The organism is Desulfovibrio sp. SGI.133 (assembly GCF_050313955.1).
Taxonomy (GTDB): Bacteria; Desulfobacterota; Desulfovibrionia; order Desulfovibrionales; family Desulfovibrionaceae; genus Desulfovibrio.
In genome coordinates, this window is record NZ_JBNPMK010000001.1 from 179,933 (window position 1) to 196,876 (window position 16,944).

The window sequence follows — 16,944 nt, forward strand, 5'->3', positions numbered from 1 at the left end:
AATGATCTGTGGCAACGTATCGAGCCTCTTCTTCCTCCGTTCAAGGGAAAAAGAAGTGGCGGCAGCAAACCGCTTTCACAGCGTAAGGTTCAGGCCGAAGTTGCGTACACTAGTGAAGCAAATTTACCCCACAATAAAAAAAGCCCTTACGATTGCTCGTAAGGGCTTAATTCCTTGTTGGCGTCCCCAAGGGGATAAATTGTACTAGCATAATATGTTGATTTTTATAAGTTTCTATTCAATTTTCATCTGCGATACCTCTCCAGATACCTCAATACGGTAAAAAATCTGAAAATATTTTTTTGCACCTCTCTGGACGCTCAGAAAAGCCTGTTATTTCCCATGAGCAGGCGTTTCTGTCGTCAATCCTTCTGCGTCAGATTCTCGCTGTCTGGTAGAAAGCAGTCGCCAGATTCCTTTGACAGAGCCCCCGCCGGAGGCTTCCTCGTCCGTCGCCGCAAATATTCTTTTCCGCGTTCGACATTTTTTCTGTATTTTTTGTACTACCCATACTTCTTTCCGGGCAAATGTTTGCCAATATGGCCAACGTAGACGGTTTCTTTGCCGGTATCGGCATAGAAATAGACGCGATCTCCCTCGGTAATACGCATATGAGATTCACAGAGCAAGTCAACCGTCAGGCTGCCCCCCTGTCGCCCCGTAGCATTAAAAGTAAATGTATGCTTTTGCCCTTTTTTACCTTGGGTAGCGGAATCCCCTTCTGCAGGGGTATACTTGAAGCCCTTGGGGGAAAAGGCTTGTCGCGTCTTCACAGCTTCCCGCATGGCGCGTTGAAGTTCTTCCAGTATCTTGCGGATACGCGGCAGCAGGATATGGCCTTGCAGCATCCCTTCAAGCTGGTCTTCCGCCACAGCGCTGAAAAGCAGATGCGTCAGTCGGCGATGCGCATACTCCAGCAGTTCCTTCCCCGTATTGGTCGGTTCGTAGAACCGGGCTTTGATGATTTCCTCGTGGTGGGGGATGTCCTCTTCCCCGCAAATGAGCCCGACCTGGCATTCTTCCTCGGAAACGGCTGAATCAGCTTCATTGAGGCTGTTGCGCGTCAGCGTGACATAAGGAGGAACAAAACGGGCATCCCCGGCAAGAGAAAGCGCGGGGATATCCCAGAGGGATGCCAATGCCAAACCTTTGCATGGTTCTTCGTCGATGACGTATTCTTCAAGAATTGTCATTCCCGCATCAGTGCAAAGCTGCTCTACATAGGGCGCATCGGAAAAGCGTTTGAGCAGCAGCTGACACAATGTCTTTTCAATGCCTCCGGCCGGGCGTCTCAGATACTCGTGGATCGTGCAGCCCGGCGTGATGTGACGAACGGCAAAGTCCTCAGTGACGCGGATTTGCGGGGAAAAGCCCAGGGCTTTCAGCTTGTCGGAAGCTTTTTTCAGTTCCAGCAGGGCCGCGTGGGCAGCATGGTCATCCGGCAGTGAAGCGGAAAGCGACAGCTCATTGAAGACCTGATCCATGTCCGCCCCCTACAGCAATTCCGAAAGCAGCTTGTCCCATTCGTCAAAGAAATCTTCCGGCCAGAGATCAAGATGCCCGTCCTTGTCGATATGCGGGGTACTGACGCAGCTTGCGCCGTCCTGTTGATGAAAGAAATTGATTTGTACGTTGCCATGCGCAATGGCGCCCTGCTTGACGGCGACCCGGATGCCGTTGAGCACATGATCGCTGTGCGTCTCGATGATGACCTGAACGCCGCAGGCGGCGGCGCGTGCCAGAAAGTGCCCCATAAGCGCCTGTCCCCTGGGGTGGAGGTGGGCTTCGGGATTTTCCACGATCAACAGCGAACCGACCGGCGCGCGCAGGGCAGCGACAAAGACGGGCAAAGCATATGTCAGGCCAAAGCCCACATTGGTGGGACGGTAGTAGCTGCGGGAAATATCCGGGAAGGAAAAACGCAGCACCACGGCATCCGTGCCCGAAGGCCGTTCCGTCTGGATGCGTACCGGCGATCCCAGCTGCGAAAGCCATGCTTCGGTTTGTATGTGCAGACTTGTGGAATCCCCGGCGGCATCAGGGGCTAGCAGGTTTGGCCCGGAAGTGTCCGCATGAACAATTTTTGTCTGGCCAAAGGCGTGCAGGTGATAGGCGGCAAATTCCCCCTTGTTGCCGATGGCATTAAAAGAGAGCTGCCCGGCCTTCGGCATGGGGAAAAGCGTTTGCGGGCACAGACGATCCGCATGCAGGTACTGGAAGTGCGCAAGTTCCGGGCAAGCTATAAGATCCCACTCGGCATGCAGCTCGTCACCGTCAAGAACGGCCTTCAGGGGGAAGGTCGCTTCATCCCGTTCAATGGCAATGCCAAAGGCATCATCATCGGCATTGCTGTAGAGCACATCCTCCGGCAGGCCGAGGTTGACCAGCTCCCCGGACAGGAACAGCTTCCCTCCTGCCTCACCTTGTTTTGGCGGGCAGGAGAATGCCGCATCTTCTCCGCAGGAAGCAAAATTCTGTTGCAAGAGGAGCAGAGCCTGAATCACCGTACTCTTGCCCGCGCTGTTCACGCCCGTCAGCAGCGTCAGCGGGCGAAAGTCTATCCGTTGGCGCTGAAAGCACTTGAAATTCGTCAACTCCATACCGTTAAGCATGCAGCACCCCCTGAATCAGCTCGCGAATTGCTTGAAAGCGGCATCTGACCCGCGATATGGAACCCGTGCCCTGTGTAACCGCCTTTTCAAAAACGCTGTCTTCACGCATAAGGCGCATGAAGGCTTCTTTAAGTTTGCCCTTTTTCTGTTCCAGAATCTGCAATTCCCCATCAGTGCAGGCATCCAGGTTGACGCTCCAGCTCTCGAAAAGGGCCTTGTTGACAGGAAAGCGCGTAGCATTGCTGTAATAGCGTTTGCGAAAGGCGTCATTGCCGAAGATACGTTCCGCCGCCCGCATGGTCCGCAGAAAGCGGCGCTGCAAGTCGTCCAGCAGTTCCGCATGAGTATTCAGATAGCGCATACCGGTATTCAGAAAGGCGTCGAAGTCGTCCTTATCATAGCTCTCCGGCGGAAACACGGCAAAAACCAGAAAGCGGGTCACGCACTCGCGGTCATCCATGCGCTTGTCTGAAAGGCCGTGTGCGGTCGCCTGCTTGAACTCCTCGCTTTCCGCCAGCTTGCGGATAACGTCCGTCACAGGCTTGCCGTTGAGAGCATGACGAATTTCCTGCGAGCTGAGGGGCAGCCCCCCGGTATTGATGCGCCGGAAAACGTCAAATTTCACATTATCCGGCGTTCCGGGCATGATGAGGTACCAGACGAGATCCGCCTCCCGGATGGCCCGCTGCAAAGGGCGCGGCAGCTCGGAAAAGATCTTGCCTTCATGTTCCTTAAGGTACTCCAGATCGCACAGCTTCAAATCCTGATCGATAACAAAACGACGAATGGCCGTCAGGCGTTGCAGGCCGTCCACCACGAGCCATTTTTCATCATCTGTGCCGTCAAAGTAAAAGGCCGGGATGGGGATGCGCAGCATGAGCGATTCCATGAGGCGAGACTGATTTTGGGGAGTCCAGATACCGCCCAGACGCTGGAAATCCGGCGCAAGGTCGATCTCGTCATTTTCCAGCCGGGACAGCAGTGTATTCATATTGCCGGACTTGGATTCAATACGAATGGCCCGCGTATCAAAGGGCTGGGTAATGCGCTCTTCCTTTTCTTCCGGCGGCGTGCTGGTATCGCTGCCTTCCGGCTCCACTTCCGCCTCAGGAACGAGTACAGTATCCATGTCATATTGCGTCTGCAGCGTTTCTTCCGTCATTGTCAGCCTCTCTGCTGCATATCGTTTTCTATCATGTCGCGTTCTTGTGTGGTCAGGCCATACAAATCATAGACAAGTTCGTCTATCTTGCGTTCCTGTGCCGCAATATCGGCAGCGGAATCACGTGCAAGTATATTTTCTATAATAAAATAGATATTTTTAAATTTTTCTGTATACTCTATATATTTTTTTCTAATTGGAACTTGATATAAGTATTGTGGTTTAAATTCAAAGGTGTCACCGCTACATTTTGAACAAATTCTTTTTAGGTAAAACATAGATAATTTAGAGTTGAGTATACATAAAAGTGGAATATTTTCAATGGATGTTATAATTGTTGTTTTATCATTTGTATGAGTATCCCCCATATCCAAAAAGGCAAAAAAATCTTGCCTCATGGCAGCAACAACAATTTTCTCTTTTAAAAATTCTTTATAATAAGCAATATTATCCTGAATTTCATACCACTTATATGAGCCTGCCTTGCGTCCCGCCCATTTTTCACCGGGATACGCGGGTTTCCACTCTCTGGGACGAGGCTCTAGTCTGGTTTTAAATTGCTCCAGATGACGCTTGACCGCAGGATACTTTTTTATATCGATACCGCGCCGCGTAAAAATGACAAACTTCCCCGAAGGTTCGGTTTGCCAGCGCTTGAGGTCGCGGCCCCGCAGCCAGGGAAAGATCACATCCGCGCTGTTGGGGTCTTCGTCCAGCAGGCGCTGGCGCGTGGCCCCATCAATAACAAAGGCTTCATTGCAGCCGGTTAGAACACCACGATACATCTGCACGCCGGGCAAAACTCCCAGCGGGGTGCTGTTCTGTTGCAGTTTACGCAGCAGCGCCGCAACAGTCGGATCGTCCAGTTGCCAGCCGTCGGGCGCCAGCTGGCTTACCGGGACGGCGTGTCCCCGTTGCTGCACATGATGCCAGAGCTGCGGCAGCAGCGCCGTGTCCCGGATTTCGCAGCACCAAATGGAAGACTGCGGCGGTGTCATTGCCCGCTGTGCCAGCACAATGGCCGGATAGGTGGTGGCGCCGTCAAAAAGCTGCGTATCGCCAAAATCAATCAGGGAGCGTACACGCGCCAAGTGTGACGTCAGTAGACTGCGCAAGTTCTTGCCGTAGGCCGCCCGAAAGAACTTGTTGGGCGCAATATAGCAGCAGCAGCCCAGCGGCGTCAGCAGCTGTTTCAGTGCCAAGGCATAAAAATAGGTGTAAATATCCGCCGTACCATCAAAAAAATCGCCAAATGCCGCCTTGAGGCGCTCCTTGCTGGTCGTGATTTTTTCCTGCCGCACATAGGGCGGATTGGCAATGACAATATCAAAGCCCTTGTTTTCCTCCCCCACGCTCCCATGAAAGACCTGGTGGAAATCGATCGTCCATTCAAAAAGAGCAGAGCAGCCAAGTTTCTTGCGGCAGGCCTCAATATCCTTGCGTAAGCGCTGTTTGCAGTTCTTGTCTGTCGTATCAAAATAGGAGTCCTGCGCCTGCTGCAAGGTATGCAGCAGTTGTCCCTGTAACAGGCTGCTTTTATAGGAAACGCGCATGGCATCCAGCGAGTTGCCGTGTATGATGCGGTAATCCAGATTGGGCAGGGGGCGCACATGGGCAAGATCGTCCTCGTCAACCACAAGCGAGAGCCAGAGCCGCAGCTTGGCAATATCAATGGCGGATGCGTCAATATCCACACCATACAGGCTGTGCTGAATGGCATGGCGCTTCAACGCATAGGAGGTTCGTTCGCCGTCCTGATCGGTCAGGGCCGATCCGAGCGCCTGCCGGGCGCGCACAATCTCGTGCATCATGGCCACGGGAAAGGCCCCTGAACCGATAGCCGGATCGCAGACGCGCACCTCCGCCAGCTTGGCATCCAGCAGGGCCGCATGTTCCTTTACGGAGTCCGGCAAGGAACGCACAAGCTCCGTATCGCGCTCCTGTGCGGCCTGACGCAGTGCCGTTTTGCTGGTTTTGACGGTAAGAAGTTCATCCGCGCGGATGAAACGTTCCAAGTCTTTTCTGGGGATGCGTTCCTGACGGGAAAAACGCGCGCGTACATCCGACTCCAGGGCCTGCGGCTTTTTATCAGGGTTGCAGATTTCCCGGCGGACATTGACGGCCCGATCCAGATACTGCAAAGCGCCTCTCGGCACATATAATGCACAATATCACGCGGCGTATAGTATGTGCCAAGATCGCTGCGCCGTTCGCTTTCCAGCAGATTTTCAAAGACCTTGCCCAGCATTTCCGGATCGACGGCCACTTCCTTTTCCAGCGGCTCGTCTTCGCGCACCGTAAAATTATAACGGTCAAACGTCTCCAGAACGGCCCCTATGCTGCTGTCGGCAAGCGGCACATCCACGCCGCGCCAGTCATAGCCGCCGCCGTTGCCCAACGGGTCGAACAGACCGCCGTTCAGGAAGGGAATACGACAGCCAAGCCCCTCATGCCAGCCGCCGTCCTCGGAGCGATCCCGCGCCAGCGCATCATAGAAAAGCGGTTCCAGATAATCGTCAAAAAAGCGATGGCCGTTCGCCTTGGCATGGGCTTCATACAGTTCGTGCAACCACTTGCGGCTGCCGCTCCCCCACGGCTGTTCCCGTTTCACGCCAAGCCAGCCTTTGCGCTGTAAAAAATACAGAAAGATCAGCTGACCAAGCAAACGTTTGGCAAAATCCGCATCCGTAATACCGCGATCCGCCCATTCCTTGCGCAAGGAGGCGTGGTTGGCCCGCAAGGCTGCGCATTCCTCGCACAGGCGATGAAAATGTTCCCTGTACTCTTCAAAGAAGCTCCGCGTGATGGGTTCGACCAGAAAAGCTTGTTGCAGGTCTTGCAGGGTACAGGGCTTTTTCAGCTGCAAGAGTCTCGCAAGCTGTTCCTGTGCCGTGTGCGTTCCCTCATACGGCCCTACAAGAAAGGAACAACGCCGAGGTTCGGAAAGCGTCGTTCGCAGTCCGTCGTCTCCCCAGATATATTCCTTGTAGACAAGGGAAAAACGCCATTCGTCGGCATCGCTGCAATAAAAAGCCACAAGAGCGGCATCCTTTTCCGTTCCGCCCCAGCCGCCGTTCAGATAACGCGCCACAAAATTGCGCTGCATGAATCTCGCGCGCGTCAGCTTTGCCGCACTCCGCAATTTAACGACAAGGACATCCATCCGCAGCCCTTCCGCCTCATGTCTGACAAGGCGACGGAAGGAAGCCACATCGTCACGAAACTTTTCGGGGATGTACTGCCCGCTGATGGGCTTGTCTTCCAACAGAGAGTCGGCAGGAAAAATATTGGCAATCAGCTGCCGGAACGCCGCAAGATCAAAAATGCCGCCCAAAACGCGAGCAACAAGCTGCCGGGCCTCGTCGTGACTCATGGACATGGCTAGTTCTCCACAAGGTATTCTGCCAGAATGATTTCATGGGGCTGCCGTTCCGAAGCCTTCGGCGTGGCGGCGGCAGGCGTTGTCAGCATATTTTCCGGCGCAAGCGCCCGGAGTGCGGCAAGCATGGGCTGCGGCGCATACTTGCGGGGATTGGCCGTAGCATGAAGTTTTTTGAGCAGAGGACGCGACAAACGTCCCTGATCAACAGCCGCACAAAGCAGAGCAAGATAGGTCCGGTCTTCTTCCTGAAACGCCCGCCACTGCAAGAGCGCCTTAAGTCCGTGCAAAAGCTGCTTGTCGGTGGTGGAACGGGTCGGGGTAAAGGCATCCTCCGCCCCGCGCTGTTCCAGCCAGCGACGCGCGGAAGAAAGAGCTTCATAGTAGACTGGCGGAACCTCCTTGCGCGGCGTCGTCGCAGGGCAGGCAAAAGAGGCTGCCGCTTCCAGAAAGGTCAGCTCCTGCGGTTCCCCCTGCCCCTGGGGAGGAACAAGCACAAATTTTTTGACCTGTCCTTCCTTAAAAAAGATCAACGTGCTGTTCGCGTGTTCTTTTACCTCTCTTCCCGCGCGCGCCTTGCGGGGGAGGTGTTCCAGCCGGGAATACAGCTCCGGCTGGGTGTCGCGTATGGTACGGATGATTTCAAGATATTTGAGTTCGCTGTCTTCTTCGTTGTCATCTTCCATGCCTGCCTGATCAAGCCGACGCATCAGGCGCTGCCCGAACAAGCCCTGGGGCACAGGCTGTTCCTCTTCGGAAAGATAGCGGTCATCCTCTCCAAGAACAGTATGAAAGGCATCTATTTTATTGATGATATTGCTTTCCAATCCAAGATGGGCATCTGCCTGCGAGGTGGGGAAAATATTAAAGATATACAGTTTTTCATGCCGTGATCCCACGCGATTGATACGTCCGACACGCTGCATGATGCGCGTTGGGTTCCAAGGCAAATCATAATTGATAATGCGCCCCGCGCGATGCAGGTTGACGCCTTCGGCCAGTACGTCCGTAGCAATCAGCAGCCGGATATCCTGCTCCGGGGCTTCATGACCGGGATCAAAATTCCGTAGAATGCGTTCCCGCGCGTCATAGCTGCTCAAAAACTGACGCGCGCCATCCCGAAAGCAGACGCCCCCCTGACTGTCAAAGACAAGCGATGCGCCGGGGAAAAGCACTTCCAGGCGTTCGCCCAGATACAAGGCTGTTTCCCGTGACTCTGTAAAAATCAAGACCCGTTCATCCTTGAGCAGCGGGCTTGTCTGCAACATAGCGGCGACAGCTTCAAATTTGGAATCTGTCGTCACAGCGGTCCACAGCCGGGCTATGCTGCGCAAGACCTCCAAATCCTGCTCGACATCTTTCCGAAGTTCATCGGAAAATTCCGCCGCGTCGTAGCGTTCTCCATCCGCAGCATCCAGCGCCTGCGTCAGCGCATCGTCGTCGAGGCCGGCAAAGGCTTCCACGTCAACATTCTTGCCAAGTATCACGCAGCCGGCAGCAAGCATTTTCAAAAAAGTCTCGTGCGACTGAATAAAACGGGAAACAGTGCCGCGAAACGCCTGAAAACTGCTTTCCAGCCGCTTGATCAAGATGCATTTCATAAAGCCGCTGATATTGTGCTGTCCCTGCCGCTGTTGTGCGCTGATCCCGCGCTCAAGATAGAGAAGCGCCTTGTAGCGCGCATACTGAAGCGTTTTCAGAAGCGCGATAGTCTCGTCAAAAACAACTTCCGTCTCTGCGTCAAATTTATAAATAATGCGCTGCGGGGGCATCATCTCAGGAAAATGCAGCTGCTGCCGCTGCAAATCGGCCTGAAAATAACGCCGGATTTCAGAGCGCGTGCGCCGCACCATGACATATTTCAGCACCTTGTCACGTACAAGCGCAGCACTTTTCCTGACGATATCGGGATAGGACGGATCATCACGCGGAACGGATTTAAGCTCTTCCTGACGTTTTTTAAAAAATCCCTCCAGATTGCTGACGCCCTGAATACTGCTCTGACGCGCTGCCTGAAAGAGCTTGAGCTGTGCCAGCAAATCCCCCAGCTGATTATTAAGCGGCGTCGCGGACAGAAGAATAACTTTTTTATTGGCGCAGATAACTTTCAGCTGTGCATAGCTTTGCGTATTTTCATTACGAAAGCGATGGGCTTCGTCAACAACAACAATCTGACATTGCGAAGCTTTTGCGGAGGCAACATCCAATTTTCCACTGGAAACGACACGACAATGCGGTACCATAAACTGCATAAGCGTATCTCTCCAGTAGTCACAGAGGACGGGGGGGCAGATAATCAATTTTTTTCCGGGTAGTGTCTGTAGCAGCAAGGCAGTAATATATGTTTTCCCCAGTCCTACGACATCAGAAAGGAAGACACCATTATGCTTTGAAAGAATACGCGCTGCGGCAGCAACAGCCTGTCGCTGATACTCAAGATTGTACATACCTTCCGGAAGCACAAGAGAGGCGGATGCCGCAAGGTCCATATCCTCCCGGAAGTATTCATACAAAACCTTTAAATACAGTTCATAGGGAGTAATACTTTCTGAAAGCCACGTCTTTTGCTGCACTGTGGCAACAAAAATATCTGTGAGTGCAATCCCTTCCTGCCAGAGTTTTTCAAAGCGCTCCAGGGCAAAATCGACGTCCGGCCTGTCCTTGAGCTCCACATTGAACTCGCATTGCGCCATAAGTCCTGATGCGGAAAAATTACTTGAACCCGTAATGACACTGCCGTACAGCAAATCCCCCCGATACCGTGAGATATATACCTTTGCATGAATAGTCCGGCTGGGATGGCCGCGTAATTCCAGCTTTCCCTGCTGAAGCCACTGCATAAAAATCCTGATGGATTCTTCTGTTGCCTGCGTCTCTTCAGCAGATTCTATCTCCTGTACCAGCTGACGACTATAAAGATTGCGAGCTTCCTGATGGGAAAGAAGATTGCCGGGCAGGGAAAGCATAGCATCCTGTGAGGCCGAAAAAATTTGTTCGTCCACATTCAGGCCGACAAGAATGCGTATTTTTTCGACATCCTGAAGAGAATGGCAAAGAAGATGGAAGCCGCTTGCCCGGAAATAACCGACAAGCACATCAAAAAAACGCGCTTCCTTGAGCGTTGCAGCAAAGCGCGTTACCAGCGAACTATTTTCCGTATTGGTAAAAAATCGGGTATCACTGTGTGGCATAGCGGTTCTGGGATAGAAACGTTGGAGAAGGGCTGACGCATACTTTCAAACCATACGGCCTGTCGTGTCGCGCTTTACCTTTTTTCAAAGGTAAAACTATCTCTATGCCAGCTGGCAAACCAAAGGGCAGAGTTTTAAAGGACCATGGTTTTCCAGTATAGCCAGCTCTGCCGTATTCCGCAAGCAACGGTACCGGAGAGGTTGCCAGAAGAAACAAACAGATTGCTATGCCCTGTCCAGAGAACTGGGCGGGGCTTGCCTTTTCGCCAGTTCGCAAGCTCGAAGCCGCGCCTGCGCATCCGCTCCAGTGTCGGGGGCCGGGCAAAGATAGCTTCCCTGACAGCTAAAGAACAGCTTCCGTCAAGGCGGATGCTGGCGGGCTTGAGGCGGAACAATTCCGTCCTAATGGTCTTGCTCTGATCCGGGGTTCTGCTTGTGGCTGTTCTTCTCCTCTGCCGTTTTTGCCTTTCCCGGTCAAGCGGGACGCTTGCCCACGGGCTTCACGTCAGTGAAGCATAGTGGGCTATATCTTCGGCCGGGGCGAAGATGTCCCGCCAGACACATTACCGCATCCGCACGGTGCCCTGTCTGTCCTGCTCGGCAATCGCTGCGCGTTGCCTTTCCTCCTCCTGCCGCTGCTGTTCCGCTGCCTGCTGTTCCTGAAGGAAGTCCGTCAGGCGTTGCCGGATTTCCGGTTCCCGGGCAAACTCCCGGTAGGTCTCAAGCTCCTGGCCCATGCGTGCCTGTCGGCTTTCCATATCCGCCTTTTCCTGATCACGGGCTTTGCAGAGAGCTTCAAGCTGTGCCAGCTGCTTTTTCAGAAAGGCCGCTTCGCGTTGCAGCTCATTCTTCTGGCGTGCGATGAGATGCTTTGCGGACAAGGCCGTGCGCAATCGGCTGATAGTCTGTGCCGACATTTCCAGCACGCGCCTGTAATTGAAAAGGGAGGCTTCCGGGAGTGATTCTTCCTCCCGCAGCAGGCGTTCCGCCTCCTCGGCCTGTCGTTCATAGTCGGCAACGCGCTGTTTCAATTCCGCCTCTCGCTGCCCCAGTCTGCCGATGGTACGGAGCGCATCCCGGACAAGCAACAATCCTTCCCGGGCAAGGCGATTGTTTTCTTCCTGCTGCTGTTTGTATTCGCGCGTATCCAGATGCTTTCTGGTCGCGCCGGGCTTCTGTTCCACGCCGCGCTGAATGGCAAAGCCGCAGCGTTGCAGATGGAGAGGCAGATCACTTTGCAACTTTTTCAGACTTTGCCGCGTATAAATCTTGTTGGCATTCAGGCGTCCTTCCCGTGTCACGGGCACATGAAGAAAGTGCATGTGCGGCGTCTTTTCATCCATGTGCACCATCGCGGAAATGACATTTTCCGCTCCCACAAAATCCGTGAGAAAGGCTTTGCTTTCCTCAAAGAAACGCCGGATTTCTTCTGGAGAAAGGCTTTTGAAAAAATCGCTGTCAGACGTGACGATAAGCCCGCACATGTGTACGGCATCCTTTCTGACAGCCTTGATCAGCTGCAAATCGTCAATGCGCCGCTGGATGGCCTGCGCGTAATTTGTCGCGGCCTTGTCATGCAATTCGTAATTGCCGCAGCTGCGCTGATAGTCGATATCCGGGTTGGAATGGCTCTCGCGTTCCCGGCGATTGTGACTCTGAATGCCTCTGACGGCCTCTTTTTTGAATTTGTCCATATGCAGGACGAGATAGGACATGGTCGGACTTCCTTGTATTTCTGATCCGCACGGGTTTCTGACGTCTGCAAAGCGGTACACTTTTGCCGTTGTAGCGGTACAGCCGGAGAGGACCCCAGCGGACAATGCTGGACATATCTGGACGCTTTTTCGGGAGGTGTACCGCTGTACCGCCCCTTAGAGAGTGGTACAGCGGTACACCTGCACGCAGACAGGTCAATTTTTCCCTTCCAGCTTCTTTTTCAGGCGCTGGACAGCAGCCTTGGACTTCCCCATTTCCTCCGCGCAGTCACGGATGCTGTAGCCCTCGGCCAGCAGGCGTTTCAGCTCGGCCAGTTCCACATCCTCAAGCTCTCTGATGCGCCAGTGCAGCGCGTTGCCTTCGGTGATCAGATTGGCCTCAAAAGGGCGGGCATCATCGCCCACGATGCCCCGTGCCTTGGTCAGATGGACTTCAAAGCGTGCGCCTTCGGCCATGCTGTACTCTCTGGGCCTGCGCAGACTGATGACTGTATCCATGATATCTTCTCTGGCGCTGGTGCCGCGCTGATCGCCGGATTTTCCGGCATGATGGATAAGCAGGACAGCCATGCCCCGGCGACGCAGCTCCAGCAGCCATGCCTGCATGGTCTGCCATGACTGGGCTTCGTTTTCCTTGCCGGTACGGCACAAGGTGGCGATATTGTCCAGCACGACCATATCCACGCCTTTCAGAAATGGTTCCAGCATGACCTGTCCCTGTGCGGTGGAGAGATCCGGCATGGGACAGGGCTGCAGGTCCGGCGTGATGAGCGCCATATTTTTCAGTGTATGCGGCGGGACGGACATGCCACTGACAAGCGCGGCAAGGCGATGCTGCATGGCTGTGGCGGGCATTTCTCCGTCCACATACAGCGTCCGTTTGGGCATGGGCGCGCGCCAGTTGAACACCGCGCCGCCGGAAGCCACGGCTACCGCGACACTCAGGGCGGCAAACGTCTTGCCGATGCCGCGAGGCGCGTACAGGATGCCTATCCCTTGAACCGGAAGAATGGGGGATAAAAGATACCCCCGTTCAGGTATGGACATGGAAAGGAACTCGCCCATATCCAGCGATACCAGCGAAGTTCGCTTGTCCGGCAGGGCGCTTTCCAGCTGGCGGCGCACGCTTTGCAGCCCCTCTGTCAGATGCAGGTCGTTGAAGTCCTTGCCGCTGCCTGTGGTAAAGTGCGGCACAACAAGATGCGCCTGTGCAGCCTGCGCGGCCTCCTGTCCCTTGTCACGGCCCCTTTCGTCATTGTCGCCGCAGATCAGAATCTGCGCGTCCGGGAACTGTTTTCGCACGGCAGCCGCCACAACAGGCAGATTCCCGGCCGAAAACGTCACATAGACCGTCCATGCACAGGCAAGGTGAATGCTGGCCCCGGTGGCGTAGCCTTCACAAAGTGCCAGCGGTTTTTCTGCATTGCCGGGAATAGCGAATTGTCCGCCCTGAACCTTGCCGCCCGTAAGAAAGCGCTTAGTGCCGTCCGGTGCGATATATTGCAGACTCTGCACCGTGCCGGAACTGCCTCTGACCGGAATGATGAGCATCCCGTTTCTGTCCTGACGTATATCCGCAAGCGCAGGAATACCTTTGCGGCTCAGGTACGCGTGTCTTTCTGAACAGGGAAAGGAAGCCTGTAAACGCTTGTGCGCCTGCGGCGCCGCCTCCGCATGACGCCTGGCGCATTCTTCGTCACGCTGTTTGCGCATGGCCTGCTGCCGCCTGTGCCACGCCGACAGCTCAACAGGAGAAAGTGCCTGTTCGCCTTCCGCGTGGAACGTCCCCTGATCGCCTGTCTCCCAGTTGCACCACCAGAGAGTCGCGGGCCTGTCCTGATGGGCAATATAGGCGCCGTTGCGCTTGTGCGGCTTCCTCCTTGTCGGACAGCGATGCAGATTCCCGTCCGCAAGGATATCTTCCGGCAGAAGGTCATGCTGCGCGAGAATTTCCCGGAAGCTTTCCAGAAGGCTAGTCATGGTCTTCCTGCTCCCGTCCCGCGTTTTCTATGAACGCTCTGATGTCTTCCGCCCGCCAGACAGTGGTACGGGGACCGAGCTTTACAGGCTTGGGATAACGTCCGGTACGGCAACCCTGCCACCAGGCGCTTTTGCTGATGGGAACAAGGGCCAGGACCTGAGGAAGACGAAGAAAGCCAGTGGAGGGGATATTTGTCGCCATAGTAACAACTCCGTATAAAGAAGAGGTTTACGGAGTCTATAGCATAAAATAAATGGCATGTGCAGGACAGATGTTTTGTAACCCAGGTACTTACAGCTACCTTCAAGAGCATTTTGGGTGTACAAAAATGTCATGCATTTTCTTTGGAAAACAGAATCAAAATTTTGTAACATTCTAAAATATAAAAAGATTATTGGTAGGCATAGAGGGGGATGTCAGCGGCCAAAAGGTTACAAAAAAACACAGCTTTTACGAATGGCATTTATTTGAAGCTGTTCGTAAAAGCTGTGTAGTTATAGAATGTTATAAATTTATTGTTTTGCCGGATTTCCCCCAAAAAACGCTCTGCGCGTGTTTGGACGCTGTCCCCCCCCCAGAGATTTTTATCAGAACATGCTCTTTTGGGTAGCTGTCAAGCCTGTCCAGCTTTGCTTGTGCGGAGTCTGTCCAGATAGTCGGACCACTCCTGCATCATCCTTCGGCGCTCCGGCAGGTACTCCGCATAATTGTACGCTGCGCGGACCTCATTCCGTTCGCCATGCGCAAGCTGGCGTTCAATCCAGTCCCGATTGTAGCCCAGTTCGTTAAGCAGCGTTGATGCGATGGAGCGAAAGCCGTGGACGCTCATTTCATCTTTTTGATAGCCCATGCGGCGCAGAGCATTGAGCATGGTGGCATCGGACAGGGGACGCGCTTCCGTGCGCACAGAAGGAAACAGATATTTGCCCGTGCCGGTCCAGGGCTGCAACTCCCGCAGAATGGCCACAACCTGTGTGGACAGCGGCACAATATGCGGACGTCGCATTTTCATGCGTTCTGCCGGAATGCGCCATTCCGCGGCTTCCAGATCAAACTCGCTCCACTGTGCGGCCCGTAATTCCGTAGGGCGGGAAAGACCAGCGGAGCCAGCTTCAAGGCGCAGACCAGCGGGAAATAGCCGTCATAGGCATCTATGTCCCGGAGCAGCTGACCGACCTTTTCCGGCGCCAGCACAGCGGCACGATGTGTTACCTGACGAGGGTGCAGGGCTCCCCGAAGATCAGCGGCGATGTTGTGCCGCGCACGCCCCGTGATGACGGCATAGCGGAAAACCTGATTGATGATTTGCAGGACGCGCCGGGAGGTCTCGTGACAACGTTTCATCTCCAGCGGTCTGAGCACGGCCATGATATCCTGCACTTCCAGCCGGGCGATGGGCGCCGTGCCGATAAACGGAAAAATGTAGTTGCAAAGACGATACATGACCGTTCCCTGATGCTTTGTGGAGAATGCCGTCATGCGTGTGGTGTGCCATTCGCGGGCAATGTTTTGAAAACTGTCCCGTTCGGCAATTCTTCGGGCTTCCTGCTGCTGTCGCTTGTACGCGGAGGGATCGATACCCTTCGCCAGCAGACGTCGGGCCTCATCACGGCGCTCTCTGGCATCCTTGAGAGATACGGCGGGATAGGCCCCGAAGCTGAGGAGCCTGCTTTTGCCCTCAAAGCGGTAGGCCATGCGCCAGAGCTTGCTGCCGCTGGGAGGAATGAAGAGGAAAAGCCCGCCGCCGTCGGAATACTTGTGGGGCTTGTCTGCGGGCTTCAAACTGCGGATACGAATGTCGGTAAGAGGCATGGGGTACTCCTTGGCTTCTGCTGGATGTCTCGATACCTCTCAGGACAAAAAACACAGTAATACAACTATGTTATCCGTGAGGGTATCACGCTTTTCATATCATGGATCTACCCTCGGATATACCCCTGCAAGCATTGGATGCAACTGGACAAACGTGGACGACGGGAAACCCCGTTGACACAAAAAAAGAAAGGATACCAATGTGTTTTGCACACTGATATCCTTTATTGTACCTTATGTTGGCGTCCCCAAGGGGATTTGAACCCCTGTCGACGGCGTGAAAGGCCGTTGTCCTGGGCCGGCTAGACGATGGGGACGCGATGGGGTGTATCTACGGGAAACTCGGGCTGCCGTCAAGCAAAAAATTTGGAACTCCCATTTTTGTCATCCATAAGCAGGAGCGGAAATGGCTGTCCCCACGCTGATAATAGGGCCCGACAACCTGCGCGTTGCGGCGTGACCGGGGCAGGTTCTGGCTATCGCTTACCCGGCGAACGCTGCCAGCGCACCACGTCGTGGATGCGAAAAAGGCCCCAACCGTCGATCGGCCGGAGCCCCATCAGGCGAAGATCCTCTGTCTAGCCCTTGCAGACCTTGCAGGGCTTGAAACCGGCGGCCTTGGCCTCAGCCGGGGAAGCGAAGACCTTGCTGGCGCCCTTGCTCTTGTAGTGGCGGCAGGAAGAATTGTGATAGACCTTGCTGGAAGGATTGCCACGATAACCGGCTTCTACCTTCTGCGAGGCAGCTGGTGCCGGTTTGGCGGCCGGAGCAGCAGGTTTGGCGGGTGCGGGCTTGGCCGCGGCAGCAGGAGTCGGAGCGGGCTGGGCGGAAGCCGCCAGGGCCATACCACAGGGAGCACAGGTGAGCCCCAGAGCCAACAGGAGGGAAAGCAATTTTTTCATGGCCAAACTCCTCACAGGGAATTGGATGTACATGGGCGGCACACCATGCCCGGCATGGCAATCCCGGCCCCTATTTTGTATTATCCTACTTCATCCGACAGGCAAGATAAAGATTTTTCCCGCCTCTGAGACCGTTTTTCGCGCCTTTTTCTCCGATGGCAGCTTTTCCCTCCTGAAAGCCCGCCTCTCT

Annotated in this window: 12 protein-coding genes and 1 tRNA gene; all 13 read right to left on the reverse strand. The window is 54.4% G+C overall.

The features are described 5' to 3' along the window. Window positions 1-503: 503 nt before the first annotated feature. A complete protein-coding gene (locus ACQRBR_RS00840; RefSeq protein ID WP_427812034.1) occupies window positions 504-1,484 on the reverse strand; it encodes a hypothetical protein in 981 nt (326 codons plus the stop codon). Window positions 1,485-1,493: 9 nt separating this feature from the next. Continuing rightward, window positions 1,494-2,612 (reverse strand): AAA family ATPase, encoded by a 1,119-nt coding sequence (locus ACQRBR_RS00845; protein ID WP_427812035.1) that lies wholly within the window; start codon window positions 2,610-2,612, stop codon window positions 1,494-1,496. After that, on the reverse strand, window positions 2,605-3,774 hold the full coding sequence (locus ACQRBR_RS00850; protein WP_427812036.1) for a DUF262 domain-containing protein: 1,170 nt from the start codon (window positions 3,772-3,774) through the stop codon (window positions 2,605-2,607). Before ACQRBR_RS00850 ends, ACQRBR_RS00845 begins: the two co-directional genes overlap by 8 nt. 2 nt (window positions 3,775-3,776) lie before the next feature. Continuing rightward, window positions 3,777-5,789, reverse strand: coding sequence for an Eco57I restriction-modification methylase domain-containing protein (locus ACQRBR_RS00855; protein WP_427812037.1), 2,013 nt, complete (start codon window positions 5,787-5,789; stop codon window positions 3,777-3,779). Further along, on the reverse strand, window positions 5,672-7,153 hold the full coding sequence (locus ACQRBR_RS00860) for a hypothetical protein (RefSeq protein ID WP_427812038.1): 1,482 nt from the start codon (window positions 7,151-7,153) through the stop codon (window positions 5,672-5,674). The genes ACQRBR_RS00855 and ACQRBR_RS00860 overlap by 118 nt, the downstream gene beginning before the upstream one ends. 2 nt (window positions 7,154-7,155) lie before the next feature. Next, a complete protein-coding gene (locus ACQRBR_RS00865) occupies window positions 7,156-10,344 on the reverse strand; it encodes a helicase-related protein (RefSeq protein ID WP_427812039.1) in 3,189 nt (1,062 codons plus the stop codon). 563 nt (window positions 10,345-10,907) lie between these two features. Then, window positions 10,908-12,059 carry a MobV family relaxase gene (gene mobV, locus ACQRBR_RS00870; RefSeq protein ID WP_427812253.1) on the reverse strand — a complete coding sequence of 384 codons (1,152 nt, stop codon included), beginning with the start codon at window positions 12,057-12,059 and terminating at the stop codon, window positions 10,908-10,910. 195 nt (window positions 12,060-12,254) lie between these two features. After that, complete coding sequence (locus tag ACQRBR_RS00875) at window positions 12,255-13,610, reverse strand: AAA family ATPase (RefSeq protein ID WP_427812040.1); 1,356 nt, start codon at window positions 13,608-13,610, stop codon at window positions 12,255-12,257. A 421-nt stretch (window positions 13,611-14,031) separates the two neighbouring features. Beyond that, window positions 14,032-14,241: a helix-turn-helix transcriptional regulator gene (locus ACQRBR_RS00880; RefSeq protein ID WP_297231280.1), complete on the reverse strand. Its 210-nt coding sequence runs from the start codon at window positions 14,239-14,241 to the stop codon at window positions 14,032-14,034. A gap of 412 nt (window positions 14,242-14,653) precedes the next feature. Continuing rightward, window positions 14,654-15,163 (reverse strand): tyrosine-type recombinase/integrase, encoded by a 510-nt coding sequence (locus ACQRBR_RS00885; protein WP_427812254.1) that lies wholly within the window; start codon window positions 15,161-15,163, stop codon window positions 14,654-14,656. Next, the gene (locus tag ACQRBR_RS00890; RefSeq protein WP_427812041.1) at window positions 15,049-15,852 is read right to left on the reverse strand and encodes a tyrosine-type recombinase/integrase; all 804 of its coding nucleotides are present in this window, start codon (window positions 15,850-15,852) and stop codon (window positions 15,049-15,051) included. Before ACQRBR_RS00890 ends, ACQRBR_RS00885 begins: the two co-directional genes overlap by 115 nt. Window positions 15,853-16,092: 240 nt before the next feature. Beyond that, window positions 16,093-16,169: transfer RNA gene (locus ACQRBR_RS00895), tRNA-Glu, on the reverse strand. A 261-nt stretch (window positions 16,170-16,430) separates the two neighbouring features. Further along, a complete protein-coding gene (locus ACQRBR_RS00900; RefSeq protein WP_427812042.1) occupies window positions 16,431-16,754 on the reverse strand; it encodes an Ada metal-binding domain-containing protein in 324 nt (107 codons plus the stop codon). Window positions 16,755-16,944 lie beyond the last annotated feature (190 nt).